The organism is Nocardioides lentus (assembly GCF_039529515.1).
Taxonomy (GTDB): Bacteria; Actinomycetota; Actinomycetes; order Propionibacteriales; family Nocardioidaceae; genus Nocardioides; species Nocardioides lentus.
The window spans coordinates 191,764-216,351 of sequence record NZ_BAAAMY010000001.1 but is presented as its reverse complement, the minus strand read 5'-3'; the positions used below and the strand labels follow the sequence as shown (position 1 = coordinate 216,351).

Annotated in this window: 22 protein-coding genes and 3 tRNA genes; 11 read left to right on the top strand and 14 right to left on the bottom strand. The window is 73.3% G+C overall.

The genetic code is table 11. From position 1 onward, the window contains the following. Positions 1 to 121: 121 nt before the first annotated feature. From ABD158_RS01000 to ABD158_RS00990, 3 genes are all read right to left on the bottom strand, one after another. The gene (locus ABD158_RS01000) at positions 122 to 784 is read right to left on the bottom strand and encodes a response regulator transcription factor (protein ID WP_344002427.1); all 663 of its coding nucleotides are present in this window, start codon (positions 782 to 784) and stop codon (positions 122 to 124) included. 23 nt (positions 785 to 807) lie between these two features. Continuing rightward, positions 808 to 2,985 carry an ATP-binding protein gene (locus tag ABD158_RS00995; protein ID WP_344002425.1) on the bottom strand — a complete coding sequence of 726 codons (2,178 nt, stop codon included), beginning with the start codon at positions 2,983 to 2,985 and terminating at the stop codon, positions 808 to 810. Between the two features lie 427 nt (positions 2,986 to 3,412). Next, a tRNA-Ser gene (locus ABD158_RS00990) sits at positions 3,413 to 3,501 on the bottom strand. 50 nt (positions 3,502 to 3,551) lie between these two features. Here ABD158_RS00990 and ABD158_RS00985 point away from each other — a divergent pair. From ABD158_RS00985 to ABD158_RS00975, 3 genes are all read left to right on the top strand, one after another. Next, on the top strand, positions 3,552 to 4,001 hold the full coding sequence (locus tag ABD158_RS00985) for a hypothetical protein (protein WP_344002422.1): 450 nt from the start codon (positions 3,552 to 3,554) through the stop codon (positions 3,999 to 4,001). 85 nt (positions 4,002 to 4,086) lie between these two features. Beyond that, positions 4,087 to 4,174, top strand: a tRNA-Ser gene (locus ABD158_RS00980). Positions 4,175 to 4,523: 349 nt separating this feature from the next. After that, the gene (locus ABD158_RS00975) at positions 4,524 to 4,685 is read left to right on the top strand and encodes a hypothetical protein (protein WP_344002419.1); all 162 of its coding nucleotides are present in this window, start codon (positions 4,524 to 4,526) and stop codon (positions 4,683 to 4,685) included. Between the two features lie 118 nt (positions 4,686 to 4,803). Here ABD158_RS00975 and ABD158_RS00970 read toward each other — a convergent pair whose 3' ends face one another. The 3 genes from ABD158_RS00970 to ABD158_RS00960 form a co-directional block, all read right to left on the bottom strand. Next, positions 4,804 to 5,826: a TrmB family transcriptional regulator gene (locus ABD158_RS00970; RefSeq protein ID WP_344002416.1), complete on the bottom strand. Its 1,023-nt coding sequence runs from the start codon at positions 5,824 to 5,826 to the stop codon at positions 4,804 to 4,806. A gap of 134 nt (positions 5,827 to 5,960) precedes the next feature. Beyond that, positions 5,961 to 7,769 carry a phosphoenolpyruvate carboxykinase (GTP) gene (locus ABD158_RS00965; RefSeq protein WP_344002413.1) on the bottom strand — a complete coding sequence of 603 codons (1,809 nt, stop codon included), beginning with the start codon at positions 7,767 to 7,769 and terminating at the stop codon, positions 5,961 to 5,963. A 215-nt stretch (positions 7,770 to 7,984) separates the two neighbouring features. After that, positions 7,985 to 8,572 (bottom strand): hypothetical protein, encoded by a 588-nt coding sequence (locus tag ABD158_RS00960; RefSeq protein ID WP_344002410.1) that lies wholly within the window; start codon positions 8,570 to 8,572, stop codon positions 7,985 to 7,987. Between the two features lie 97 nt (positions 8,573 to 8,669). Here ABD158_RS00960 and ABD158_RS00955 point away from each other — a divergent pair. Together ABD158_RS00955 and ABD158_RS00950 are read left to right on the top strand one after the other, a co-directional pair. Further along, positions 8,670 to 8,742, top strand: a tRNA-Arg gene (locus tag ABD158_RS00955). A gap of 21 nt (positions 8,743 to 8,763) precedes the next feature. Further along, on the top strand, positions 8,764 to 9,417 hold the full coding sequence (locus ABD158_RS00950) for a 2'-5' RNA ligase family protein (protein ID WP_344002408.1): 654 nt from the start codon (positions 8,764 to 8,766) through the stop codon (positions 9,415 to 9,417). On the opposite strand, the gene ABD158_RS00945 is transcribed toward ABD158_RS00950, so the two are convergent. Together ABD158_RS00945 and ABD158_RS00940 are read right to left on the bottom strand one after the other, a co-directional pair. After that, positions 9,386 to 10,375, bottom strand: coding sequence for a phytanoyl-CoA dioxygenase family protein (locus ABD158_RS00945; RefSeq protein WP_344002406.1), 990 nt, complete (start codon positions 10,373 to 10,375; stop codon positions 9,386 to 9,388). The genes ABD158_RS00950 and ABD158_RS00945 overlap by 32 nt on opposite strands. After that, entirely contained in the window at positions 10,366 to 11,178 is an 813-nt protein-coding gene (locus ABD158_RS00940; RefSeq protein ID WP_344002403.1) for a class I SAM-dependent methyltransferase, read from the bottom strand. Before ABD158_RS00940 ends, ABD158_RS00945 begins: the two co-directional genes overlap by 10 nt. 141 nt (positions 11,179 to 11,319) lie before the next feature. On the opposite strand from ABD158_RS00940, the gene ABD158_RS00935 reads away from it, so the two are divergent. Further along, entirely contained in the window at positions 11,320 to 12,141 is an 822-nt protein-coding gene (locus ABD158_RS00935) for a class I SAM-dependent methyltransferase (protein ID WP_344002400.1), read from the top strand. A gap of 57 nt (positions 12,142 to 12,198) precedes the next feature. Here the strand turns inward: ABD158_RS00935 and ABD158_RS00930 are convergent, their stop codons facing one another. The 5 genes from ABD158_RS00930 to ABD158_RS00910 form a co-directional block, all read right to left on the bottom strand. Beyond that, positions 12,199 to 13,095 (bottom strand): glycoside hydrolase family 16 protein, encoded by an 897-nt coding sequence (locus ABD158_RS00930; protein ID WP_344002397.1) that lies wholly within the window; start codon positions 13,093 to 13,095, stop codon positions 12,199 to 12,201. Between the two features lie 73 nt (positions 13,096 to 13,168). Then, entirely contained in the window at positions 13,169 to 14,491 is a 1,323-nt protein-coding gene (locus tag ABD158_RS00925; protein WP_344002395.1) for an enolase C-terminal domain-like protein, read from the bottom strand. Then, the gene (locus tag ABD158_RS00920) at positions 14,488 to 15,978 is read right to left on the bottom strand and encodes an aldehyde dehydrogenase (NADP(+)) (protein ID WP_344002393.1); all 1,491 of its coding nucleotides are present in this window, start codon (positions 15,976 to 15,978) and stop codon (positions 14,488 to 14,490) included. The genes ABD158_RS00925 and ABD158_RS00920 overlap by 4 nt, the downstream gene beginning before the upstream one ends. Further along, on the bottom strand, positions 15,975 to 16,901 hold the full coding sequence (gene kdgD / locus ABD158_RS00915) for a 5-dehydro-4-deoxyglucarate dehydratase (RefSeq protein ID WP_344002390.1): 927 nt from the start codon (positions 16,899 to 16,901) through the stop codon (positions 15,975 to 15,977). Before kdgD ends, ABD158_RS00920 begins: the two co-directional genes overlap by 4 nt. A 753-nt stretch (positions 16,902 to 17,654) precedes the next feature. Further along, entirely contained in the window at positions 17,655 to 18,587 is a 933-nt protein-coding gene (locus ABD158_RS00910; RefSeq protein WP_344002387.1) for a LysR family transcriptional regulator, read from the bottom strand. A gap of 138 nt (positions 18,588 to 18,725) precedes the next feature. On the opposite strand from ABD158_RS00910, the gene ABD158_RS00905 reads away from it, so the two are divergent. From ABD158_RS00905 to ABD158_RS00885, 5 genes are read left to right on the top strand one after another with little or no spacing between them, the layout of a single operon-like run. Beyond that, positions 18,726 to 19,730 (top strand): Bug family tripartite tricarboxylate transporter substrate binding protein, encoded by a 1,005-nt coding sequence (locus ABD158_RS00905; protein ID WP_344002385.1) that lies wholly within the window; start codon positions 18,726 to 18,728, stop codon positions 19,728 to 19,730. A 56-nt stretch (positions 19,731 to 19,786) separates the two neighbouring features. Beyond that, positions 19,787 to 20,368, top strand: a complete 582-nt coding sequence (locus ABD158_RS00900) for a tripartite tricarboxylate transporter TctB family protein (protein WP_344002382.1) — start codon at positions 19,787 to 19,789, stop codon at positions 20,366 to 20,368. Positions 20,369 to 20,405: 37 nt separating this feature from the next. Then, positions 20,406 to 21,935, top strand: a complete 1,530-nt coding sequence (locus ABD158_RS00895) for a tripartite tricarboxylate transporter permease (protein WP_344002379.1) — start codon at positions 20,406 to 20,408, stop codon at positions 21,933 to 21,935. Further along, positions 21,932 to 22,324, top strand: a complete 393-nt coding sequence (locus ABD158_RS00890) for a universal stress protein (RefSeq protein ID WP_344002376.1) — start codon at positions 21,932 to 21,934, stop codon at positions 22,322 to 22,324. The genes ABD158_RS00895 and ABD158_RS00890 overlap by 4 nt, the downstream gene beginning before the upstream one ends. Continuing rightward, the gene (locus ABD158_RS00885; protein WP_344002374.1) at positions 22,324 to 23,595 is read left to right on the top strand and encodes an enolase C-terminal domain-like protein; all 1,272 of its coding nucleotides are present in this window, start codon (positions 22,324 to 22,326) and stop codon (positions 23,593 to 23,595) included. Before ABD158_RS00890 ends, ABD158_RS00885 begins: the two co-directional genes overlap by 1 nt. Before the next feature lie 52 nt (positions 23,596 to 23,647). Here ABD158_RS00885 and ABD158_RS00880 read toward each other — a convergent pair whose 3' ends face one another. Then, complete coding sequence (locus ABD158_RS00880) at positions 23,648 to 24,439, bottom strand: hypothetical protein (RefSeq protein WP_344002371.1); 792 nt, start codon at positions 24,437 to 24,439, stop codon at positions 23,648 to 23,650. Between the last annotated feature and the right edge of the window lie 149 nt (positions 24,440 to 24,588).

Below are 24,588 nucleotides of genomic sequence, written 5' to 3'. Positions count from 1 at the left end.
GCTGGACCGGGCCCTGGCACCCCCCATGGCCGCCGGGACCCGACCCGGCCCGACCCATCGTCACCCCGGGCCCGCCCCGGCGGCAGTCGACCGATCGGCTGACGCCGCCGGCCCGGACGCGTCAGTCGAGGTGGCCCTGCTGCTGGGCCAGCCACGCCAGGTGGTGGGTGTTGCCGGGCTCGAGACCGAGCGCCCGGAACTTCTCCCGGATCCGTGACAGGTGCGTCTTCACCGAGGACGCGTCCTTGGTGACGCCGTGCATGGCGGCGACCTGGCGGTAGGTGAGGCCCTCGTCGAGGGCGCGGAGGATCTCCACCTGCCGCGGCGACAGCTGCGCCGCCAGCGTCGGGTCGGTCACCAGTGCGTGGGCCAGCGGACCGGAGCAGCAGAACTCGCCGTCCGCGGCGCCCCGGATCGCCCCCACCAGCGTCTCGGGCGGGTCGCTCTTGAGCAGCACCCCGCACGCGCCGTACGCCACGGCGTCGCGCAGCGGCACCGGCTTCTCCTGGGTCGTGTAGACCAGCACGCGCGCGCCCGTGGCCATGAGGGTCGGGATGGACGGCGCCGAGGAGGTGCCCGACGCCAGGTAGAGGTCGAGCAGCACCACGTCGACCGCCACGTCGAGGGCCAGCAGCTGCTCGACGTCGTCGACGGAGGCGACGAGCTCCATGTCGGGCGCGCGGCGCATCAGGCTCAGCTCGATCCCGTCGCGCACGACCGGGTGGTTGTCGATCGAGGCGACCCGGATCCGCTCGCCCTCCCGCGGGCCGTTCACGCTGTGCACACCGCCCATGCCACGCGGACCCGTCACGATCGGGAAGTCGGACGATCGGGGGACACGACGTACGTCGAGCGCGTGGCGTCGCGGTGGCCCTCGGCGTCGGGCGGATCCTGGTCGAGCGGGGGCACCACGACGAGCCGGGCGGGCTCGTCGGCGGTCGCGGGCAGCACGGTCACCCGATGGTCGGGGTCGGTGGCGAGCAGCACGGCCCGCAGCAGCCGCCAGGCGGCCATCGGCAGGTCCGGTGAGTCCTCCTCGACCGCCCGGATCGCGACGCCGGTGCCCCGGGCGCGGGCGTCGTCGACCGCGGCCCTCGTCGCGGGGTCGAGCGGCCGGGTGAGGTAGAGGTCGTCGCGGCAGCGCGCCGCCAGCACCCGCGCGCGCTCGGGGTCGGCGGGCCCGGTGCCGGTGGCGACGCCGCGCAGGAAGGGCACCACCGCATCCTCGAGGTGCGCGAGGCGCACCCGCCGGGACTCCGCGAAGGACCGCGACCAGGCCGACACCTCCCGCTGCCGGGTGAGGGTCTCGACGAGGCGCGCCATCCGTCGCTCGCTGCGACGCACACCCGTGCCGAAGACGATCCCCACCCCGATCACCGTCAGCGGGGTGAGGAGCGCTCCCGCCGGGTCGAGGGGACCGATCCCGGGGGCGACGGCGGCGAACGCGACCACGGTGGCGACCTGCGCCACCGCCATCAGCACGCCGGCCCGGGGCGCGACCTGGAAGGCGACGATGCACAGCACGTTGGCGCCTGCCCCGACCACCCACGACTCCACGCTGTAGAGCGTCTGCGGGCCCGCGGCGACCAGGCCGAGCCAGGTGAGGCCGCAGACGGCGACGACGAGGCCGACCAGGAGCGTCGGACCGAAGCCCTCGCGCGCCGTCGTCCGACGGACGACGGCCACGAGGACCAGCCCCAGGCCGAGCAGCACCGCCAGCGACACCGGCGGCTGCTCGCCGGGGTAGCGCAGGAAGAGGTAGCTGTTGGTCACCGCCGGGATCACCGCGATCGTGCGCACCGCCCGCCCGTAGTCCCACAGCGACCGTCGCCCCGACAGCGGGTCGAGCCCCCGGGCCTCCGGCCAGACGAGCCGCACCTCCGCCCCCGGGCCCGAGGGCGACGGCCCGACGTACGCCGCGCCGCCGACCTCGCGCATCCGGCCGACGATCGAGCGTCGGATGCCGAAGCCCGGCTGCCAGCCGGGTGCGAGGCCCGCGCCGTCGTCGGTGACCGTGGCCGCCGCCCGGTCCGCGGAGGACCGCAGCTCCACGCGTGCGCTCAGGGCGTCGCCGTGGCGGGCCGCGTTGCGCAGCGCCTCGCCGATCGCGCCGCGCAGCGCGCCCAGGACCCGCGGCGGGGGAGCGGCCCCCCAGTCGCTGTCGTCGACGTCGAGCCGCAGCGTCGAGCCGGCCCGGAGCCGGTCGGTCAGCGCCCGGACGTCGGCGACCCCGTCGGTGTCCGACAGGGCCGCGAGCGCCGCGCGGCAGGCGCGGCGCCGCTCCGCCTCCGGCAGACCGAGCTCGACCGCCGACAAGGCGCTGATCACGTCGTCGTGCACGACCCGCCGGGTGGCCTCCAGCGCCAGCTCGGCGTTGGCCCGGTCGCTGCGCTCCGCCGTGAGCCGGCTGCCGCGCCCGAACGCCCGGTCGGCGGACTCCGCCGCCGAGCGGAGGTGGCCCACCACCGCCCAGATCGACAGCGCCATCCCCGCCGGGAGCACCCACTCGTCGAGACCCCCGAACGGTCCGAGGTCGACGGTGGCCCCGCGCAGCACGACGTGCAGCACTCCGGCCACCCCCACGACGACCAGCGTCACCCGGGCGCTGCTCGCGAACGCCACCGGCGCGAGCATCACGTTCTGCAGCGCGTTGACCGGCAGCAGCTGCACCGCGAAGGCCGCCAGCGCCGGGTCGCGCGCCACCAGGCAGGCGCTCACCAGGCTGACCCCGGCGACCGCGACCGCGACGGCCCCTGACGCACCGCCCGGCCCGCGGCGCCGCTCGCGCAGGCAGAGCGCGACCAGCGCGACCTGGCTGACGAGCAGCACGGCCCACGCCGCCCCGCTCGTCGTCAGCAGCCCGCGACCGGACAGCGCCAGCGCCAGCACGGTGCCGGCCACGTGGGCGCCCGCCACGAACGCGCCGCCGACGAGCACCACCCGGTCCACCGACCGTCGCCACGACCCGCCTGCATCCCCATGCATGCTCGGAGGATAGGCGCGCCCGCCGACACCGACCTTCGGCGCCGGTCGGCCCGTGGCGTCGAGCCCGAGGTGGGCGCGCCCGTCACCGGCCACCGGTGTCTCGACGCGCACCGCGACCTCGTTCCTCGGTCGCGGGGCTTGCTCGACCCGATTCGCCCCGCGCCGGGCGCTGGTTCCTCGCGGACCGCGACGTGGGCGCGCCCGTCACCGGCGTCTCGACGCGCACCGCGACCTCGTTCCTCGGTCGCGGGGCTTGCTCGACCCGATTCGCCCACGCCGGGCGCTCGTTCCTCGCGGACCGCGACGTGGGCGCGCCCGTCACCGGTGTCTCGACGCGCACCGCGACCTCGTCCCTCGGTCGCGGGGCTCGCTCGACCCGATTCGCCCCACGCCGGGCGCTCGTTCCTCGCGCCCGGCTGGCGAATCGCAGAGGGGGCGGGATTCGAACCCGCGGCCGACATCGCTGCCGGCGACCGCTTTCAAGGCGGTTCCCTTAGGCCGCTCGGGCACCCCTCCACGCCGTCCCCCGTCAGCCGGGGGTCGGGCGTGCCTGCGATCCTAGAGGCGTGACGACGCAGTACCGACTCTCCCCGCAGCTCGTCGCCCGCGTGGTCGGCGCGGCCCTGCTGCTGGTCGGGGTCCTGATCCTCGTGCTGACCCTCGCGGTGGCGGCGCTCGGCCTCCCCGGCTGGGTGCTGCTCGTGGTCGCGGTCGTCGGCCTGCTCGGCGTGTCGGCCACCGGGTACGCCGCCGTCCGGGTCGGCTGGGTGCTCCGCGTGACCGACGAGGGGTACGTCGTCCGCTTCGTCCGCGGCGCCGGCACGACGCGGGCGCGGTGGAAGGACGTCGAGGACGCGGTCACCGCCGAGGTCGCCGGCAGCCCGTGCGTCGTCCTGCGGCTGCGCGACGGCCGCTCCACCACGATCCCGGTCACGGTGCTGGCCGTCGACCGCGACCGGTTCGTGCGCGAGATGCAGGAGCACCTCCGTCGCGGACGCGGGCTCCGTCCCCTCTGAGGGCCGGGGCGCATCGCGCGTGACCAGCGCGGGAGCCTGATTCGCCGCACCGGTCGGGCCCTTGTAGCCTGTGTCGCGCTGCCGGGGAGGCGTCGCCTAGTGGCCTATGGCGCCCGCCTGCTAAGCGGGTTGAGGTTGATTACCTCTCGCGGGTTCAAATCCCGCCGCCTCCGCAGCCGACCGTGGCCCGGTGTCGCACCGGGCCACGGTCCCCGCCGCGGCGGCGTCCGCCGACCGCCGAGCCCGCGCGTGCCGATCTCCGCGATCCGCCACCGGCGGTGGTGATGGTGGTGCACAGTCGTGCGTTGTACTGTCCAACCTCGTCCCACGGGGGCCTCGCCGGTCACGGCTGTCTCGGGCCCCTGGATCGTTGGGCTCTACTGAGCGCGCCCTTTTGCAAGTCCTTGCATTGCATCTTTCTGAGGCAGCGATGCCCTGCTGCAAACTCCTGCAGCGCCCCATGATTGATCCCGCAGGCGGAAGTCGTTCGGACTTCCATCACCGACCATCTGCGGGAGCGTCATGAAGCACCTTCGTCGAGTCGCCACCACCATCGTCGTCGCCGTCCTGAGCGTCGGTGTGGTCTCGGTCTCCGCGTCGGCGGCCAGTGCCGAGGACGGCGCCTCCCAGACCAAGACCAGCACGTACGTCGTGAGCGCTCGACGGGACAGCGGCTGGCACTGATCTTCACGGCCCCGCGCGGGCCGTGATGCCCCGAGGCATGGACCCACCCCCCTGGTCTGTCAGCCACCCCCCGGCTGGTCTCGAGGATTTGAGGGCGGCGACCACGCGGTCGCCGCCCTCACTGTTCGTCGGGGTCGGCCAGCTCCTCGGCCGTGACGTCGCCCGACACGCCGCGCCGGCCCATCTCGTAGCCGAGCTGGAAGCGGGTCTGGATCTCGTACTCCGTCTTGAGGTCGGCGATGTAGCCGGCGAAGGTCCGCGGGCTCACCCCGAGGCGCTTGGCGCTGACCGGGTCGGAGTGGCCCTCGACGAGCATCCGGATCGTCATCGCCCGCTGCTCGGCGGCGATGCTCCGCATCACGTCCTTGTCCTTGCTGGTGAAGGGCCGCGCCCGCTCCCAGTGACGCTCGAAGACGTCGACCAGGTACGCGATCAGCGACCGCTCGCGGATGACCAGGGCCGTCGAGGTGCCCTCGGCGCTCGGGATGACGGCGACCTGGCGGTCGACCACGATCAGCCGGTTGAAGAACTCGTCGAGCGTGCGGATCTCGCCGCCGCGTGCGGTGACCGCGGCGACGTACTCGTGCTGGAACGGGCTGCGCCGCGCGGAGTGCTGGTAGAGGGTGCGGATGGAGACGCCGCGATCGAGCAGGGGGAGGTCGCGCTCCTTCGCCGCGGCCAGCGTCGCGGCGTTCCGGCCGGTCTGGGGCTGCGCCGTCAGCATCTCGGTCTGGGCGTCGACCAGCAGGGAGGCGAGGTACGCGTTGATCGCGGGCACGCCGCGGATCTCCGTGTAGGGGCCCGTGGCCGGCTGCGGTGCCCGGCGCCAGGCCTGCGCCAGACCGTTGAACGCCGTGGCCCACTGCGACGACTCGGTGAGCAGCTCGGCGCCGCGCTGGCCGAGCGGGGTGACCACGCGTGACTGCACGGTCGAGGGGTCGACGGCGACGTAGCGGGCCGACTCGGGGTCCACGCTGACGAGACCGAGGCGTTGCAGGAGGGTGAACGCCGGGTGGTCCTCTCCCCCCACCGCGAGGGCCGGGTCCTCGACGTCGAGGCCCCCGGCGGACACGATCCGCTCCCACAGCTCGGTGCCCGCCGTCTCCAGCAGGGCGCGGTCCTGTGCATCGAGTTCTGGCACTCCCGTGCTCCACCCCTTCCCGCCCGCCCCCGGTCAGCGCATTCTTGCACCGAGGGCACGAACCCCCGCCAGGTTTCACCTGACGGGGGTTCGGGAGCCGGCGCGAGGCGCCGACCGCGTGCGACGTCGCCGGGTCAGGCGCCCAGGCGGGTCCTCAGGCCGTCGAGCTCGGTCCAGAGCACGGCGGGCAGGTTGTCGCCGAACTTCTCGAACCACTCCTGGATCTGCGGCAGCTCGGCCTTCCACTCCTCGGCGTCGACCGCGAGGGCCGCCTCGAGGGCCTCGGGCGTCATGTCGAGGCCGTCGACGTCGAGCGAGCCGTCGGCCGGCACGTGGCCGATCGGGGTCTCCTTGGCCGCGGCCTGGCCGTCGATGCGCTCGACGATCCACTTGAGCACGCGGCTGTTCTCGCCGAAGCCCGGCCACAGGAAGCCGCCCTCGTCGTCACGACGGAACCAGTTGACGTAGAAGATCTTCGGCAGCTTGGCCGCGTCGTTCTCCTTGCCCATCGTGATCCAGTGGTTGAAGTAGTCGCCCGCGTGGTAGCCGATGAACGGCAGCATCGCCATCGGGTCGCGCCGCACGACGCCCACCTGGCCGGTCGCGGCCGCGGTGGTCTCGCTGGACAGCGTCGCGCCGAGGAAGGTGCCGTGGGTCCAGTCGCGGGCCTCGAAGACCAGCGGGACGGTCGTCTTGCGGCGCCCGCCGAAGAGGATGGCGTCGATCGGCACGCCGCGCGGGTCGTCGTACTCGGGGGCGAGGATGTCGCACTGCTTGATCGGGGTGCAGTAGCGGCTGTTGGGGTGCGAGGACGGCTGGTCGGAGTCGGGCGTCCAGTCCTCGCCCTTCCACGACGTGGCGTGGTCGGGCATCCCCTCGAGACCCTCCCACCAGATGTCGCCGTCGTCGGTGAGCGCGACGTTGGTGAAGACCGAGTTGCCCTTGTTGATGGTCTTCATCGCGTTGGGGTTGGTGTGCTCGTTGGTGCCGGGAGCGACGCCGAAGAAGCCGAACTCGGGGTTGACCGCCCACAGGCGGCCGTCCTCGCCGATGCGCATCCAGGCGATGTCGTCGCCGAGGGTCTCGACCTTCCAGCCCGGGATCGTGGGCTCGAGCATGGCCAGGTTGGTCTTGCCGCAGGCGCTGGGGAAGGCGGCGGTCACGAACTTCACGACGCCCTCGGGCGAGGTGAGCTTGAGGATCAGCATGTGCTCGGCGAGCCAGCCCTCGTCGCGGGCCATGACGCTCGCGATGCGCAGGGCGTAGCACTTCTTGCCGAGCAGCGCGTTGCCGCCGTAGCCGGAGCCGAAGGACCAGATGGCCCGCTCCTCGGGGAACTGCACGATGTACTTGGTGTCGTTGCACGGCCACGCGACGTCGGCCTGGCCCTCCTCCAGCGGCATGCCGACGGAGTGCAGGCACGGCACGTACGCCGCGTCGAGCTCCTCCATCCGCCGCAGCACGTGGGAGCCCATGCGCGACATGACCCGCATCGAGGCGGTGACGTACGCCGAGTCGGTGATCTCGATGCCGAACATCGGGCTCTCGGCCTCGAGGTGGCCCATCACGAAGGGGATGACGTACATCGTGCGGCCCTTCATGCAGCCGGCGTACAGCCCGCGCATGAGGGTCTTCATCTCCTCGGGGTCCATCCAGTTGTTGGTGGGCCCGCAGTCCTTCTCGTCGACCGAGCAGATGTAGGTGCGGTCCTCGACCCGCGCGACGTCGATCGGGTCCGAGGCGGCGTGGAAGGAGTTCGGCTTCTTGGCCGGGTCGAGCTGGGTGAAGGTCCCCGAGCCGACGAGGCTCGCGGTGAGCTCCTGCCACTCCTCGTCGGAGCCGGTGCACCAGTGGATGCGGTCGGGCTGCGTGAGCTCCGCGACCTCGTTGACCCAGTCGAGGATGCCTCGGTGGGTGGTGGGCTCCTGGAGTTCGGCGGTCATGCCTGTTGGTCCCTCTCGCGGTGCTCCGCCGAGCGTGTCGGCGGGTCGTGGAGTCTCTGTATGTGGCCGACGGCGTCGTTGCCGAGGACGTTGTGGGGTCGCCCGACCAGGCGTCCGCCCGGTGGGTGCGCCGAGGCTACACAGCGCGTTCGGGCCGCACCTATTGGATCGATCAAGGCTGGCGTGGCCCGGTGGGACGGGGTCGGCCCAGGCCCCTAGCGCCGGCCGGCGGCGTTGCGGAGGCGCTCGACCAGGCCCCAGGCCGCGCTCTTCGTGAGCCCCCGCAGCAGGATCGTGCGTCCGGTGACGCGGGCGTCGTCGCCGACCTCGAGCTCGACACCTCCCGCGCCGCGCAGGACCTGCACGAGCCCGGGCGCAGGACGGGGCAGGGGCGCGTCGGCGGGCGCGACGTCGAGGCGCACCTGCCAGGTCAGCCCGTCCGGGGCGGTGGTGGTCGTCGCCGCGACGAGCGTGAGGGGACGCGCCTCGCCGCGGGGCAGCAGCGCGAACCGCGCCGACGAGCCGCACAGCCGCTCGATCGCGTTGGCGGTGCAGGGCTCGCGGATCACGCGCCGCTGCGCGTCGCCGAGCGTGACCGCCAGCCGGCCGTCGAAGGCGGGCGCGCCGCCGGTCGCGTCCCCGCCGTCCAGCTCGGGGGCGCGGAACGGCTCCGCGGCCGGGGAGCCGCTCTCCTCCGGGGCCGGCGCGGCCGGCTCCCCGGCGGTGGTGCAGCCCGCCGCCAGCAGCCCGAGCACGACCAGCCACCCGGCGTACGACGGGAGGCGGGCGGGTCGGCGGGTCACCCCCCGATCCTCCGGGGTCGCGCAACAACCCGACCCTGATTGGCGACCCGCGGCGCCGGTCGGCTATCGTCGTGCGGTCACCGCAGGTCGGTGACGGGCGCCTGTAGCTCAACGGATAGAGCATCTGACTACGGATCAGAAGGTTTGGGGTTCGAATCCCTACAGGCGCGCAGGACACGGAGCCCAGGTCGATGATCGTCGACCTGGGCCCTCGACGTGCTGCGGACGACCGCGACGCGCCGCCGTGCGCCGAGGGGGACTCCGAGTGGTCGGAGGGCCACCACGTGCTGGTCGTGCCGGTGCCCCGGCTGGAGCCGTACGTCGTGGAGCGGACCCGCCACCACGACGCCTCGTTCCTCTCCGACGACCCCGGCTTCGTCCACGCCCACATCACGCTGCTGGCGCCCTGGCTCGACGCGCCCACGACCTGCGACCTGGACGTCGTCGCGCGGATCGTCGCCGCGGCGCCGGCTTTCGGGTTCGTGCTCGAGGACGTGCGGGCCTTCCCCGACGGCACCCTCCACCTCCCGCCGTCGCCGTCCGGGCCCTTCGCCGCGCTGACGGCCGAGCTGGCCGCCGCCTTCCCGAGCTGTCCGCCGTACGCCGGCCGGCACCGCCCGGTCCCGCACCTCACGGTCGACCGGATCAGCGAGGGGGTCACCCTCGCCGGGACGCGAAGGGCACTCGGCCGGCTGCTGCCGGCCGTCTGTCGCGCGGAGCGGGTGGCGCTGCAGTGGTACGCCAACCACGGGTGCCGCACGGTCGCGGAGTGGGAGCTGGGGCGCGGCGGTGACGTCGGCCGCGACGACCGCGTCAGGCGCGGCGGCGACCGACCACGGGGTTGAGCTCGGAGGCCGCGAGGCCGCCCGGCTGCACCCCGGGCAGGAAGTCGCGCCAGGCGCCGCTGATCAGGGTGGGCGACTCCACGACGCGGGCGCCGTCGGCGAAGTAGGTGGTGGCCAGCGCCCGCCGCGGCTGGGTCGTCAGGTTGGGCCCGGCGGTGTGGAAGCACAGCGCGGAGTGGAAGGAGACGTCACCGACCGCGAACGGGTGGGACTCCACCGCGACCTGGCGCTCGGCGAACCGCTGGGCGACCGACTCGTCGTAGGAGGAGGTGACCTTGTCGAACTCCAGGTCGGCCACCTCGTCGCGCACGTCCCGGCCCCGGGCGAAGGAGAGCGGCCCCATCCGTCCCGGGATCGACGACATCGGCATCCACGCCGTGACCGCCTGCACCGTCTGGAGCGGGAAGTGCTCGGCGTCGTGGTGCCACGGGGTGCGGCCGCAGCCGGGCTCCTTCGACAGGGCGTTGTCGTGGTAGATCCGCACGGCGGGCTCGTCGAGGAGCTCGGCGGCGAGCCCGCCGAGCCGCGGCGAGAGCGCGACCGCCCGCATCAGGTCGTCGTGGAGCCACATCTGCTCCAGGGCGGTGAACCGACCGGCGACGTCGTCCCCGTGCTCGGCCCGCAGGAGCTCCTCGAGACGCTCCGCCAGCCGTCGTACGACGGGCGCGGAGAGCACGGCGGGCAGCCGGACGAACGCCTCGCGCCGGAAGGCCTCGCGCGCCGTCGGGTCGAGGTCGTAGGGCTCCGCCAGCTCGCGGGCGAGCTCCTCGTCGGAGGCCGGCGCGACGTCGGGCAGTCCCGGGCCCGCGACGAGCTCGGTGGGGGTCTCCTCGTTCTTGGCGAGGGTGACGTACCAGTCCCACCAGTCCTGGTCGTCGCCCGCCCAGTCCTGCTCCAGGCCGCCGCCGCGGTTCTGCTCGGGGAGCCGGTCGTTGGTGACGTCGGGGTTCAGAGCCATAGCAGGGACACCTCGTGGTCGAAGTCGTAGCGGCCGTCCGCGTCGCGGCACGAGGCGAGGTACCCACCCAGGACGGGCGCCGCCTCCATCTCGGTCAGCGACACCGAGTCGTCGAACGCGCAGCGCTGCAGGAACCCCTCGACGACGTCCCGGTCCCCGCTGCCGGTGCGGTAGGTGACGCGCTGGTCGCGCACGTCGGCGCCCGCCCGGGTGAGGGCGTCGCGCACCTGCTCGGCCGTCGAGTACGGCGTGGCGTCGCGCACCCCGGCCCGGAAGGCGTCGTAGAAGGCCAGGTAGTGGGAGGACGCCGTGGCCTGGGCGACGAGCCCCAGACCGCCCGGGGCCAGCGCCGCGACGAACCGCTCCGCCGCGAGGTCGAGCTCCTCGGGGGGCAGGGCGTACAGGGCGTGGACGGCCCAGACGACGTCGTAGCCGGCGTGCTCGGCGGGCAGGTCCTGCAGCGTCGTCACCAGCTCGTGGCGGGGCACGAACGGCGGGGCGAGGACGCCGCGCGCCTCGCGGACCGAGAAGGCCGACGGGTCCAGCAGGTCGTAGGCGACGGCGGGGACCCCGCTCAGGTCCGTGTGGGTGCGCAGCGCGGTCGGGAACTTCCCGCTGCCGCACGCCACGTCCAGCAGCGACCAGCCGTCGTGGGCCCTCTCGCGGAGCAGCTCGGGCCAGTCAGCGGCGAGCGCGAGCTGGCGGTAGTCCTCGGTGGCCAGGGCGTAGAACGCCTCCATGCCGGTGCGGCCCGACTCGCTCCAGTGCTGGAGGCTGCGGTCCGCGGTGTCACCTGTGCTCACGCTGCCCCTGTCGTCCCGCTCCGGAGCAGACCACCGTGCCTGCCGTGTCGCCGCCTGTGTGACGCTGAAGCAGTGTCCAACCTAGCCCGCTCGACCTCACCCGGGCCGACGCCCCGGCCGCGTCGGCGTCGTCCGGACGAGATGTTGGACGAGCTCCGCTCGGCGCGTCGCGGTCAGCCGGCCCTGCCGCCGCTCGCACCGGACACCTACGCCCGCGGTCACGCGGCGTTCGAGGCGCTCTCGGACCAGCGGGCGCTGATCGGCCGCCATCTCTCCGCCCGGCTCGCCGGCCGTGGCGCCGGGCCGGTCTCGCTGCTCTCGGTGGGGTGCGGCGACGGGTCCCTCGACGCGCCGCAGGCCGCGGCGCTGGCGGACGTGTCACCGGCGCGGCCGGTGCGCTACGTCGGCGTCGACCCGTACGAGCCGAGCACGGCCGCCTTCGCCGCCGCGATGGCCGCGCTGGGACGTGACAACCTGACCGCGGAGGTGCACACCGCGACCTTCGCCGAGGCTCCCGTGGGCGGGGCCTTCGACGTCGTCACCTTCGTCCACTCGATGTACTACGTGCCCGACGTCGCCGCGACGCTGCGGGCGGCCCACGACCTGCTGCTCCCGCGCGGGGAGCTGCTGGTGCTCAGCGCCCCCCGCGGGGCTCTGAACCTGCTGGTCGACGTCCTTGCCCCACCGGTGGACGAGCACCGGCAGTGGTTCAGCGACGACATCGCGGCCGGCGTCGCCGCGGCCGGCGCGACGCCCGAGGAGACGGTCACCCTCGAGGGTCGCCTGTCCCTGGACGGCGCCGGCGACGAGGTCCTCGACTTCGCGGTGCAGGCCAGGCTCACGCCCGAGCTGCGGCCCCTGGTCCGCGCCTACCTCGAGGCGGTGTCCGTCGCGTGCCCCACGTCGGGCGTCCTGCACGTGCCCCACCCCGTGGACGTCCACTGCCTGCGCCGGGCGGCGTGATCCGCGGCGACCCGTGACTGGCTGGGCGCGCGCCGGCGGGTCGCCGCGGGGCCGCGATCAGGACGGCGAGTGGACCATCTGACCGTCGATCCAGCCGGTGCCGTACATCCGGACGTAGTCCACGCTCATGGTGGCCGGGAAGCGGGTGCGGCGGTCGGGGTCGCCGGGCCAGTCACCGCCGACGGCGACGTTGAGCAGCAGGTGCATGCCCCGCTCGTACACCCAGAGGCTGCCGGCGGGCAGCATCTCGGGGGTCAGCGTGTAGACGGGCCGCCCGTCGACCAGCCAGTGGATCCTGTAGGGCTCCTTGACCACGGAGTACACGTGGTAGTCGCTGCTGGCCGGCGCGCCGAGGTCGACGGCGTGACCGATCCCGTCGGGGCCGGAGTAGCCCGGCCCGTGGGCGGTGCCGTACGCCGTGCGCGGCTCGTGGCCCACCACCTCGGCGATGTCGATCTCGCCCTGCGCGGGCCAGATCTCCTCGGTCTCGCCGAGCATCCAGATCGCCGGCAGCAGGCCGCGACCGGTGGGCAGCTTGGCGCGGACGTCGATCCGGCCCCACCCCAGCGCGACCCGGCCCTCGGTGGTGAGGCGGGCGGAGGTGTAGTCGCAGGAGCCGGACGGCCAGCAGGGGTGCCGCGAGTCGCGGACGGCCCGGCGCGCGGTGATGTCGAGGGAGCCGGCGCCGTTCAGGGCCGAGTTGCCGCGGTAGTCGGTGTAGTACTGCCGCTCGTTGTTCCACCAGCCCTGCGTCTCGCGGTTGCCGACCTTCGTCGTCCACACGCCCGGGTCGACGCGGGCGCCGGCGGCGCCGTCGAACTCCTCGGCCCAGAACGGCGTCTCGCCGCGGTCGGTCGGACCCTCCGCGACGGCGGGCGTGGGGCTCAGGGAGGCAGCGGTGGTGGCGGCCAGGAGCAGCGCCAGGACCGCCGTGCGTGCCAGGCGCAGGCTCATGGCGCCCAGGGTAGACGGCGTGACGGCCCTCCGCGGCGTCGTCCGACGGGGCGACGACGCCGCGGGGCGGACCTCAGCGCACCAGGGCCGGACGCTTGGGGTCGAAGGCCCAGCCCGGCACGAGGTACTGCATCGCCACCGCGTCGTCCCGCGCGCCGAGGCCGTGGGACAGGTAGAGCTCGTGGGCCGCGGCGAGACGGTCGGGGTCGAGCTCGACCCCGAGGCCCGGTCGCGCCGGCACGGCGACCCGGCCGTCGCGGATCTGGAGCGGATCGCGGGTGAGCCCCTGACCGTCCTGCCAGATCCAGTGGGTGTCGAGCGCGGTGATCTCGCCCGGGGCGGCGGCACCGACCTGGGTGAACATCGCGAGCGAGACGTCGAAGTGGTTGTTGGAGTGCGAGCCCCAGGTCAGCCCGAAGTCGTGGCACAGCTGGGCGACGCGCACCGAGCCGGCCATCGTCCAGAAGTGGGGGTCGGCCAGCGGGATGTCGACCGAGTGCTCGCGCACGGCGTGGGCCATCTGGCGCCAGTCGGTGGCGATCATGTTGGTGGCGGTGCGCAGGCCCGTGGCGCGGCGGAACTCGGCCATCACCTCACGACCGGAGTAGCCGTCCTCGGCGCCGCAGGGGTCCTCGGCGTACGCGAGCACGTCGTCGAGGCCCGAGCAGAGGCGGACGGCGTCGGCGAGCAGCCAGCCGCCGTTGGGGTCGAGGGTGATGCGCGCGTCGGGGAAGCGGCGGGCCAGTGCGGTCACCGCCGCGACCTCGTGCTCGCCCGGGTGGACGCCGCCCTTGAGCTTGAAGTCGCTGAAGCCGTAGCGCTCCGCGGCCGCCTCGGCCAGCGCGACGACGTCCTCGGGGGACGACGCGGCCTCGCGGCGCCGCCGACCCCACGCGTCGGACCCGTCGTCGCCGCGGAGGTAGGGCAGGTCGGTCGCGTCGGGGTCGCCGACGTAGAAGAGGTAGCCGAGCATCGGCACGCTCGCCCGCTGCTGGCCGTCGCCGAGGAGCTCGGCGACGGGGACGCCGGCCTCCTGGCCGGCGAGGTCCAGCAGCCCGGACTCGAGCGCCGTGACGGCGTGCACGGTGGTGCGCAGGTCGAAGGTCTGCGCCCCGCGACCGCCCGCGTCGCGGTCGGCGTACCGGGCGGCCACCTCGCGCAGCAGGGAGCGGTAGCGCGGCACGGGGTGACCGACGAGCAGCTCCCCGGCCTCCTCGATGGTGCGGCGGATGGCCTCGCCGCCGGGCACCTCGCCGAGGCCGGTGCGGCCCTCGGAGTCGGTGACGACCGCGATGTTGCGGGTGAAGAACGGGCCGTGCGCACCCGACAGGTTGAGCAGCATCGAGTCGTGCCCGGCGACGGGCACCACCTCGACGCGCGCGATCGTCGCGGTCACCGCGGCAGCTCCAGCTCGCCGTCGACGCGGCGCACGAGGCCCCACGGGTTGTCGTCGCGCAGCGCGTCGGGCAGCAGCGCCGCCGGCACGTCCTGGTAGCAGACCGGTCGCTGGAACCGCTCGATCGCGCGGGAACCGACGGAGGTGGTCCGGGCGTCGGTGGTCGCGGGGAACGGCCCGCCGTGCACCATCGCGTGACCGACCTCGACCCCGGTGGGCCAGCCGTTGAACAGGATCCGGCCGACCCGGCGCTCCAGCGCCGGCAGCAGCACGCGGGCGGCGCGCACGTCGCCCTCGTCCTCGGCGTCGCAGTGGACGGTCGCGGTGAGCTGGCCCTCCATCGCCTCGATCCGGGGGGCGAGGTCGTCGGCGGAGTCGTAGCGGACGACGACGCCGAACGCCCCGAAGACCTCCTCGAACGCCGTGTCGGGGGCGTCGGCGCCCGCGGTGACGAGAGCGGGAGCGGGGGCCTCGTCGCCGGCGGCGGACCCGGTGGCGACCACGTCGACACCGTCGAGGGCGCCGACGGTCTCGACGCCGCGGCCGTAGGCCTGCGCGATGCCGGGGGTGAGCATGCGTGCGCCGGTGGCGTCGCCGACCGCGCGGGCGGCCGCGGCGAGGAAGGCGTCACCGGCCTCGCCGGTGGGCAGGAACAGCAGGCCGGGGTTGGTGCAGAACTGGCCGGCGCCGAGCGTCAGCGAGCCGACGTACGCCGTGGCGAGGGCCTCGACGGCCTCGCCGCCGCCGGTCAGGGCGCCGGGGAGCACGACGACCGGGTTGACCGACGACATCTCGGCGTAGACGGGGATCGGCGCGGGACGGCGGGCGGCGACCGCGGCGAGCGCGAGCCCGCCGGCGCGGGAGCCGGTGAAGCCGACGGCCGTGATGGCCGGGTCGGCGACCAGCGCCTCGCCGACCTCGTAGCCGGTGCCGGTCTCGCGGGAGTCGAGCAGCGTGAAGACCCCGGCGGGCAGCCCGCTCGCGGCGACGGCGCGCGCCACGGCGGTCGCGACGAGGGCCGCGGTCTCGGGGTGGGCCGGGTGGCCCTTGACCACGACGGGGCAGCCGGCGGCCAGCGCCGAGGCGGTGTCGCCGCCGGCGGTGGAGAAGGCGAGCGGGAAGTTGCTGGCCCCGAACACCGCGACCGGGCCGAGCGGCACCATCCGCTGGCGCAGGTCGGGCCGGGGGAGCGGGGAGCGCTCGGGCAGGGCCGGGTCGATCCGGACGCCGAGGTGGTCACCGGCGCGGACGACGCCGGCGAACAGTCGCAGCTGGCCCGTCGTACGACCGACCTCGCCGGTGATGCGGCCCTCGGGCAGGTGGCTCTCGGCGACGGCCGCGGCGATGATCGCGGCCCTGTCGGCCTCGATCTCGGTCGCGATCGCCTCGAGCAGCGCCGCGCGCTCCGCGGGGGTGGTGGCCCGGAGCGCGTCGGACGCGTCCCGGGCGGCGGCGGTCGCGGTCTGGACGAGGTCGGTGTGGGTCACGCGGGAACGCCTCCGATGCGCTTCACGAGGTCGGTCAGGGTGGTCAGCTCGAGCTCGGTCAGGTCCGTCAGCGGCGGGCGCACCGGCCCGGCCGGGCGGCCGATGACCTGCAGGCCCGCCTTGACGATGGACACGGCGTACCCGCGCTCGCGGTCCCGCAGCTGGGTGTAGGGGATCACGAAGTCGTTGAGCATCCCGTAGACGGCCGCCTGGTCCTGCGCGCGCACGGCGTCGTAGAAGGACAGCGCGAACTCGGGCACGAAGTTGAAGATCGCCGAGGAGTAGGTGGTGACCCCGAGCTGGAGCAGCGGCAGCGCGAAGACCTCGGCGGTGGGCAGACCGCCGACGTAGACGAGCCGGTCGCCCATGCGGGCGTAGGTGCGGGTCATCTCCTCGATGGAGCCGACGCCGTCCTTGAAGCCGATCAGGGTGGGGTTGCGCTCGCAGGCCTTCTCGACGGCGTCGGCGCGCAGCACGGCGTTGGCGCGGCTGTAGAACACGACGCCCAGCGAGGAGGCCTCGCACACGGCGCTGACGTGGTCGACGAGCCCGTCCTGGCTGGCCTCGGTCAGGTACGGCGGCATCAGCAGGATCCCGTCGGCGCCCGCCTCCTCGGCCGCGCGTGCCTGGGCGACCGCGTTGGCGGTCGACCCGGTGGCGGGGGCCAGGACCGGCGTGCTGCCGTCCACGGCCTCGACCGCCGCCCGCACGACCCGGTCGGTCTCCTCGAGGGTCAGCGAGAAGCCCTCACCCGTGCCGCCCGCGGCGAACAGGCCCGCCACCGGGTAGCCGCTCAGCCACGCGAGGTGCTCGCGGTACGCCGCCAGGTCGAGCTCGCGCTCGGCCGTGAAGTGGGTGACGGGGAAGGACAGCAGCCCGCTGCCCAGGGCGGCGGGGAGCTCGGCGGGAGTGAGGTGAGCCACGGGGTTTCCTCTCGGGCGGTACGACGACCCTCGTCGCACCCCGGTGACGCTAGGCACGATGTCGATACCCGTCCAACACTCATTCTGTATCCAGTAGGTCCCGCAGAGCATGAAACCTCACGGGGTCTCGTGGCTCGGGCCTGGCGGCCCTCACGCCTCGACCTCCGATCGGCCGGTGGTCGAGGTGCGAGCGAAGCGAGCCACGAGACCGGGCGAGACGTGCGCCGACCGGTCGCCGGGTCTCGTGGCTCGGGCCTGGCGGCCCTCACGCCTCGACCACCGATCACCCGGAGGTCGAGGTGCGAGCGAAGCGAGCCACGAGACCGGGCGAGACGTACGCCGACCGGTCGCCGGGTCTCGTGGCTCGGGCCTGGCGGCCCTCGCGCCTCGACCTCCGACGCCCGCCGGGTCTCGTGGCTCGGGCCTGGCGGCCCTCGCACCTCGACCTCCGATCACCCGGTGGTCGAGGTGCTCCGAGCCCTGGCGAGGAGCCACGAGACCCGGTGAGGTGTACGCCGGCTGCTCGCGGGGTCTCGTGGCTCGGGCCTGGCGGCCCTCGCACCTCGACCTCCGATCACCCGGTGGTCGAGGTGCGAGCGAAGCGAGCCACGAGACCGGGCGAGACGTGCGCCGACCGGTCGCCGGGTCTCGTGGCTCGGGCCTGGGGGCCCTCACGCCTCGACCTCCGATCACCCGGTGGTCGAGGTGCTCCGAGCCCTGGCGAGGAGCCACGAGACCCGGTGAGACGACAGGTCAGGCGTACGAGTCGTCCACGCGCTGCGCGGAGCGCTGCACCAGGTGGAGGACGTTGCGGAGCATCGGGTTCATGGTGCCGCGGGCCCAGATGGCGTGGAGCTCGACCGGGCGGGCGGGGTCGGAGTCGGGATGGCCGTCGGTCATGGGGGCCAGGGGCATGAACCGCACGCCCTGCACGCCGAGCGCCGCCGCGGTGGCGGGCACGAAGGCGACGCCCTCGCCGGCCGCCACCAGCAGCACGGCGGTGAGGATCTGCTGCACGTTCTGGGTGATCCGTGAGTGACCATTGACCAGGAAGCGCACCGTCAGCTCGTGGAAGTAGCGCGCCTGCGTGGGGTGGTAGCTGATGACCGGCAGGCCGTCGAAGTCCTCCGGGCCCAACGGGCCGGTGGCCGAGGCGAGCGGGTGTCCCTCGTGGACGGCGACCCGCAGCGGCTCGCGCACGACGACGCGCGACGACAGCGCCGAGGTGTCGAACGGCGGCCGCGCCAGGCCCAGGTCGATCTCGCCGCGGCGGATGCCGTCGACCTGCCCGCCGGTGACGCGCTCGTGGAGGATCACCTCGATGTCCGGCAGGTCCTGTCCGAGCAGCCCGAGCAGCGGCCCGAGGATCCCGATCGCGGAGACGGCGGTGAAGCCGAGGTGCAGGGTGCCCGCCGAGCCCCCCTCGACGCGTCGCGCGTGGGCGACGGCCTGGTCGAGGGTGTTGACGAGGCGGTAGGAGTCCTCGAGGAACGCGGCGCCGGCGGCCGTCAGCGACACCCGCCGGTTGTCGCGCTCGAGCAGCTGGGCGCCGACCTGGCTCTCCAGCTTCTGGATCTGCCGTGACAGCGGCGGCTGGGTCATCCGCAGCCGCTCGGCGGCGCGACCGAAGTGCAGCTCCTCGGCGACGGCGACGAAGCAGCGGACCTGGTCCAGCGTGACCGTCATGCCGTGACAGTATCAAGCAATAGCGGATCGGGCTTAGACACGCATCGACGACCGCTCGTACCGTCCAGTGACGGCCACCACAGCCCCCGACACGGAGCCGACCACGGGCTGGCCCCCACGGACACACCAGGAGACACCATGACGAAGCTCGGATCCCCGATCCGCCTGGCGGCGGTCCTCGCCGCGGGTGGCCTCGCGCTCAGCGCCTGCGGCGGCGTGCAGAACACCGCGGGGGGCGGCAGCGACGGTGACGAGTACCCCTCCGGCTCCGTCGAGATGCTCGTCGGCGCCGACCCCGGCGGCTCGAGCGACCTGATCAGCCGCGCGGTCTCCGACGGCCTCGGTCGCGAGCTCGACGCGTCGTTCCCCGTCGTCAACCGTCCCGGCGCCAACGGCGCGCTGGCCGCCGGCGAGCTCGAGAACGCCGAGGCCGACGGCTCGACGATCGCCGTCCAGAACGCCTCGCTGTTCGCCATCACCCCGCTCGCCGTCCCCGAGGACGACGTCACCAGCATCGACGACTTCGAGGTCGTCGGCGGCGTCTCCCGCGACGACTACGTGCTGGTCACCAACGCCGACAGCGACTACCAGACCCTGGAGGACCTCGAGGGCGCCGACGGGCTGCGCTACGGCACGACCGGCGTCGGCACCGGCTCCCAGCTCTCCCAGGCCCTGCTGTTCGGGGACCTCGGCGTCGACGCCACCGACGTCCCCTTCGACGGCGGCGCCCCGGCGCTGACCGCCGTCCTCGGCGGCCAGGTCGACGCGGCGGCGCTGCAGATCGGCGAGGCGATCGAGAACATCGAGTCGGGCAACCTCACCCCGCTGATGGTCTTCGGCCCCGAGCGGGTCGAGTTCCTCCCCGACGTGCCCACCGCCACGGAGGAGGGCCTCGAGGTGGAGGTCGCGCAGTACCGCTTCATGACCGTCCCCAGCGGCACCCCGCAGGAGGTCCAGGACACCCTCGCCGAGGGCATGGAGGCCACCTTCGCCACGGAGGAGTACCAGGCCTTCAACGAGCAGAACAGCCTGACCCCGATGGAGATCAGCGGCGACGAGGTCGTCGCGCAGCTCGACGAGGACCGGCAGCGCTACGCCGACCTCATCGAGGAGTACGGCATCTCCCTCGGCGACGCGTCCTGACGACACCGTCCCGAGAGGGGCCCACGATGACCGCCGTACGAGAGGAAGGACCAGCGATGAGCGACCCGGCACCCGGCCGCACCCCCGGCACTCCCGAGGCCGCCGAGGCGCAGTCCGCGGCGGACGGCGTGGGCCCCGACCTCCTCGAGGAGATCCAGGCGGAGATCGCCCGGGACCTCGAGGAGGAGAAGGACCCGGGCGGCACGGCGTACCAGGTCGTCGGGGCCGCGGTCGGGATCGTCGTGGGCGTCGGCGGCATCGTGCTCTCGCTCGGCTACGGGCTCGGGACGCTCCGCGAGCCCGGCGCGGGGCTCTGGCCGCTCATCGTCAGCGTGCTGGTCACCTCCCTCTCGGTGCTGCTGCTCCTCGTCGGGCGCACGCTCGAGGACACCGAGCGGTTCCGCCGCGCGAGCCTGCTGCCGCTGGCCGGCGCCGCCAGCTTCGTGGTCTTCGCCTTCCTGCTGCCGGTGATCGGCTTCGAGATCCCGGCCCTGCTGCTGTGCGTGGTGTGGCTGCGGTTCCTCGGCGGCGAGACGTGGCGCAGCACGGTCGTGGTGTCCGTGCTGACCGTCGCCGCGTTCTACGCGCTGTTCCTCTACGGGCTGCGCGTGCCGCTGCCCCACCTCTTCGCCTTCTGATCCGCCGACCGAGCGCACCCGACCAGGGAGATCCGAGATGGACGTCAACGCCTTCGTCGAGGGGTTCGGGGTGGTCCTCCAACCCTCGAACCTGCTCTTCTGCCTGATCGGCGTGCTCATCGGCATGTTCATCGGCGTGCTGCCCGGGCTCGGCCCGGCGGCGACCATCGCGATCCTGCTGCCGGTCACCTACGCGATCGACGACCCCGTCACGACGGTCATCATGCTCGCGGGCATCTACTACGGCGCCCAGTACGGCGGCACGATCACCTCGGTGCTGCTGCGGCTGCCGGGTGAGGCCTCGAGCGTCGTGACCGTCTTCGACGGGTTCGCGATGGCCAAGCAGGGCCGGGCCGGCACGGCGCTCGGCATCGCCGCGATCGGCTCGTTCTCGGGCGCCACCGTGTCGATCATCGCGATGTCGCTGGTCGCGCCGCTGATCGCCGGCTGGGCGCTGGGCTTCGGCCCGCCGGAGTACGCCGCCCTCGCGCTGCTCGGCGTCCTGCTCGTGGCCACCGTCGGCAACGGCAACGCGCTCAAGGCCCTCATCACCGCGGCCATCGGCCTGCTGCTGGCCACGATGGGCCGGGACTCCTTCACCGGCACCGAGCGCTTCACCTTCGACAGCCTGCAGCTCTCCGACGGCCTCGACTTCGTCGTCGTCGCGATGGGTCTCTTCGGCGTCGCGGAGATCCTGCACAACCTCGAGCAGCGCGCCGGCAAGGCCCAGCCGCCGGCGACCGTCGGCAACGTGTGGCCCAGCCGCGCCGACCTCAGGCAGTCCTCCGGGGCGATCGGCCGCGGCTCGGTGATCGGGTTCGTGCTCGGCGTGCTGCCCGGCGGCGGCGCGGTGCTCGCCTCCCTGGTGGCGTACGCCGTGGAGAAGCGCCGCGCGAAGGACCCCTCGCGCTTCGGCCGGGGCGCCGTCGAGGGCGTCGCCGCCCCGGAGACCGCCAACAACGCCGCCGCGACGAGCTCGTTCATCCCGCTGCTGACCCTCGGCATCCCGGCCAACGCCTCCATCGCGATGCTCTACGCCGCCCTGCTGATCGCCGGCGTCTCGGTCGGCCCGCAGCTGGTGGAGGAGCGCCCCGACCTGTTCTGGGGCGTCATCAACTCGATGTACCTCGGCAACCTGTTCCTGCTGCTGCTGAGCATCCCGCTGGTCGGGGTCTTCGTGCGGCTGCTGCGGGTGCGCCCGGCGATCCTCGCGCCGCTCACGGCGCTGATCACGGTGCTCGGCGTCTACACGATCAACAACTCGGTCTTCGACATCTTCGTGATGCTGTTCTTCGGCGTCGTGGGCTACCTGATGAAGAAGGCGGGCTTCGAGCCCGGCCCGCTGGTGCTGGCGTTCGTGCTCGGGGCGCTGGTGGAGAACAACTTCCGCCGGTCCATGCTGATCTTCGACGGCGACCCCACCGGGTTCTTCACCCGGCCGATCTCGGCGACGCTGCTGGTGGTCTTCGTGATCGTCGCGGTGCTGCCGCTGGTCAAGCTCGTGCTGGACCGTCGTACCGCCGCCCTGGCCCGCGAGAACTCGAAGCGAGAGGACGCCACGCTGTGACCATCCTGATCGGCTACCTGCCTACCCCCGAGGGCGAGGCCGCGCTCGACGCGGGCCTGGCCGAGGCCGCGCTGCGCGGCGAGGGAGTCGTGATCCTCAACAGTCCTCGACGCGGCGCGCCCGTCGACGGCTCGCTCGTCGACTCCTCCGTCGCCGACGGGCTAGTGGCCCGCGCCGCCGGGGCCGGGGTCACCGCGAGCGTCGACCAGGCCGAGCACGGCTCGGACCTCGTCGACACCTTCGTCACCCTCGCCGAGAAGCACACGGCGAGCCTCGCCGTGATCGGCCTGCGTCGGCGCAGCCCGGTGGGCAAGCTCGTCATGGGCAGCAACGCCCAGCGGCTGCTGTTGGACCTGCCCATCCCCGTGCTGGCGGTGAAGCCGCGCTGATGGGCGAGCCCTCCCGCGTCTCGCGCGTCGTCGTCACCCCCGTCGCCTTCGCGGACCCGCCGCTGCTCAACGTCGTCGGCGTCCACCAGCCGTGGGCGCTGCGCGCGATCGTCGAGGTCCACACCGACGACGGCCTGCTCGGCCTGGGGGAGACGTACGGCGACGACGCCCAGCTCGCCCGCCTGCGCGCGGTGGCCGACGCGCTCGGCGGTCACGACGTGTACGACCTGGTCGGCCTGCGGCGCCTCGTCACCACCGTCCTCGCGAAGGAGACCGGCGGCACGGCGGGGGCGTCGTTCGGCGGGATGCTGGACGTCGACTCCGCCGTCGACGTCGTCTACTCCCCCTTCGAGGTGGCGCTGCTCGACATCCAGGGACGCCGCGCCGGCGTTCCTGTCGCCGACCTGCTCGGCGGACGCGCCCGCGACGAGGTGCCGTTCTCCGGCTACCTGTTCTACAAGTGGGCCGGCCACCCCGGCGCCGAGGACGACGCGTGGGGTGCCGCCCTCGACCCCGACGGGATCGTCGCCCAGGCCCAGAAGATGGTCGACGACTGGGGCTTCAGCTCGCTGAAGCTGAAGGGCGGCGTCTTCGAGCCCGAGGCGGAGTGCGAGGCCATCGAGGCGCTCGCCGCCGCCTTCCCCGGCATGCCGCTGCGCCTGGACCCGAACGGCGCGTGGACGCCGCCGACGTCCATCAGGGTCGCGGAGCGGCTGGCGGGCACGCTGGAGTACCTCGAGGACCCCACCCCCGGCATCCCCGGGATGGCCGAGGTCGCCCGGTCCTCGTCACTGCCGTTGGCGACGAACATGTGCGTCATCGCCCTCGACCACCTGCCCCCGGCGGTCGCGGTCGACGCGGTGCAGGTCGTGCTGAGCGACCACCACCTGTGGGGCGGGCTGAAGCGCTCTGCGCTGCTGGCGGGGATCTGCCAGGTGTGGGGGATGGGGCTGTCGATGCACTCCAACTCCCACCTCGGCGTCAGCCTCGCCGCGATGGTGCAGCTCGCCGCGTCGTGCGAGAACCTCACCTACGCCTGCGACACCCACTACCCCTGGAAGACCCAGGACCTCGTCGTCCCCGGCGCCCTGTCGTTCGCCGGCGGCTCCGTCGCCGTGCCGCGTACGCCGGGCCTCGGCGTCGAGCTCGACCGCGACACGCTCGGGGTGCTGCATGAGCAGTGGCAGGTCTGTGGGTTCCGCGAGCGCGCGGACACGGCGTACATGCGGAGTGTTGAGCCGGGGTTCGAGGTCAACACCGCGCGGTGGTGACGGCGGCTCATTCCGCCCCGACTGAACGCAGTCGCGTTCAGGCAACATGTACCTAGGGCCCCCCGCCAATAAGCCCTTTCCCCTTCGCCCACATCGCGAGGTCGCGGGCGCGCACCCCTCGGTTCGACCGTAGGTCCGAGAACCCGTTGCGGTAGAGCAGCCGACCCTGCGGCTGCTTGAACCTCTCACCCGTTCGGGGGTCTCGATAAATACGGACAGTCGCGACCAGATTCTCGCTACGCAGGCTGACCAATCCCCGACGTAGCGTCCGCTCAGCGAAGGGAACGCGAACATGGCTCGAAGGTCGCAGTCCGGCGGGGTCGGCGAACCACTTCAGTTCACGAAACCAGATGCCGCCACCCCAAGGCCGACCCTCGTTGAAAACCGCTGTTGCCGCAGCAGTTCTTGAGTAACGTTCCGCGATCATGCAGGCGAAATAGGCAGAGAGTTCCGGGGAGCCCCATGGGGCGATGCGCTCGAAGTGGAAGATGTCCCCTAAGACAGAGACGTACCCATCCCCGGCAGCGCCGGGGTCATCGAGCGGCAGTTGCGAGGCATCGTCACGCAGGACATGCAGCCGCGTTCGGCCACCAGGCGACTTGGCGCGAGCCAGCAGGTTTTCCGCCTCGAGGCGCTCCAACTTCTGACCCAGCCAGTTGCGCTTGAGCTTGCGGTCGTCGCCGTAATAGTTATGCGGGCGAATCAGATCGTGGATCTCGTCCCACCTAATGTCCGGATCGAGTAGCCCTTCGGATTCGACTACGGCTAGGCCTCGCAGCACTAAGTCGACCTTGGCGACGCCACTGGCGCGCGAGGAGAGCCAAGACGCTAAGTGGTCGCGCACATACGTCTCGCGGACCCGTAAGCGTCCGCGACCACCTAGCGAGTAAAAACTTCGCATCTACCTGTCCCGATCTTGGGCCGCTCCCTAGACGATAGTCTAGGGTGGATACTAGTTTCAACGGCATGATTGGTTCGGCTTGCATCGAGCAG